The organism is Streptomyces yokosukanensis (genome assembly GCF_001514035.1).
GTDB lineage: Bacteria > Actinomycetota > Actinomycetes > Streptomycetales > Streptomycetaceae > Streptomyces > Streptomyces yokosukanensis.
The window spans coordinates 9528-10796 of record NZ_KQ948262.1 but is presented as its reverse complement, the minus strand read 5'-3'; the positions used below and the strand labels follow the sequence as shown (position 1 = coordinate 10796).

Below are 1269 nucleotides of genomic sequence, written 5' to 3'. Positions count from 1 at the left end.
TCGTGTGAAGCGGCTGCGGGTGTCCCACGCCTTCCACTCGCCGCTGATGGACCCGATGCTGGACGACTTCCGGAGGGTCGCGGCCGGCCTGTCGTACAACGAGCCCGCGCTGCCGGTGGTGTCGAATCTGACGGGTGAGGTGGCGGACGCCGAGCGGCTGTGCTCGCCCGAGTACTGGGTGGAGCATGTGCGTGGCACGGTCCGGTTCCACGACGGTGTGCAGGCCATGCGGGAGCAGAAGGTGGCCACCTTCCTGGAGTTGGGTCCGGATGGTGTGTTGACGGGGATGGTGGCGGAGGATTGTGTGCCGTCGCTGCGTCGGGATGTGCCCGAGGACCGGGCGCTGATGAACGCGGTGGGGCAGCTGCACACGCGCGGCGTCGGCATCGACTGGGAGCAGGTCTTCGCGGGCCGGAACGCACACCGTGTGGCTCTGCCGACTTACGCTTTCCAGCACCAGCGCTATTGGCTGGCCGCGGCGGCACCGGCGAGCGACATCTCGATGCGGCACCCGGTTCTCAACGCGGTCCTGACCGTGCCTGACACGGGGGGTGTGCTGTGCACCGGACGGCTCTCACGGGCCGCGCAGCCCTGGCTTTCCGAAGAGCTTCCGGGCGGCGACGTCGTGCCGGGAGCCGCGATGGTCGAGCTGGCGATCCGTGCCGGTGACGAGGTCGACGCCGGCACGGTGCAAGAACTGACGATCGAGACGCCGCTTGTGCTGCCCGCCACTGGAGCGCTGCGCGTGCAGGTCTCCGTTGGCGGCGCCGACGACAAGGGCAACCGTACGGTCGGCGTGTACACCTGTCCCGAGCACGGAGACGACTCCTGGACCCGCCATGCCACCGGCACGCTCGCACCCTCGGACGCGGCGACGCAGCCGACCGGCGAGGCTCCTCCGGCTGGGGAGTACGTCGAGGTCGCCCTGAACAGTGAACTCGCGGCCGACGCGGAACACTTCGGCCTCCACCCGATGCTCTTGGAGGCCGCCGCCCGTGTGACCGGCCTGTCCGGGATCTCCACCGAATGGCGCGGTACGACCTTGCACGCCGCCGGCGCCTCAGCCGTCCGGGTCCGTCTGACGTCCATCGATTCCGACGCGGTACGTCTGGACATCCGTGACGCGGACGGCGCACCCGTCGCGTCGGTGGAATCGGTCGTCCTGCGTGAGATACCCCAGGAGCAGTTGAGGGTGTCCGGTGGTGGGGGTGGTGAGTCGCTCTTCCGGGTTGAGTGGTCTCGTCTGCCGGTGGGTGTGGGTGTGGGTGT

General features: G+C 69.3%; 1 protein-coding gene. It reads left to right on the top strand.

The genetic code is table 11. The features are described 5' to 3' along the window. Positions 1–1269: acyltransferase domain-containing protein (locus AQI95_RS43855; protein WP_167362012.1), on the top strand; the 1269-nt coding region annotated here is incomplete at both ends.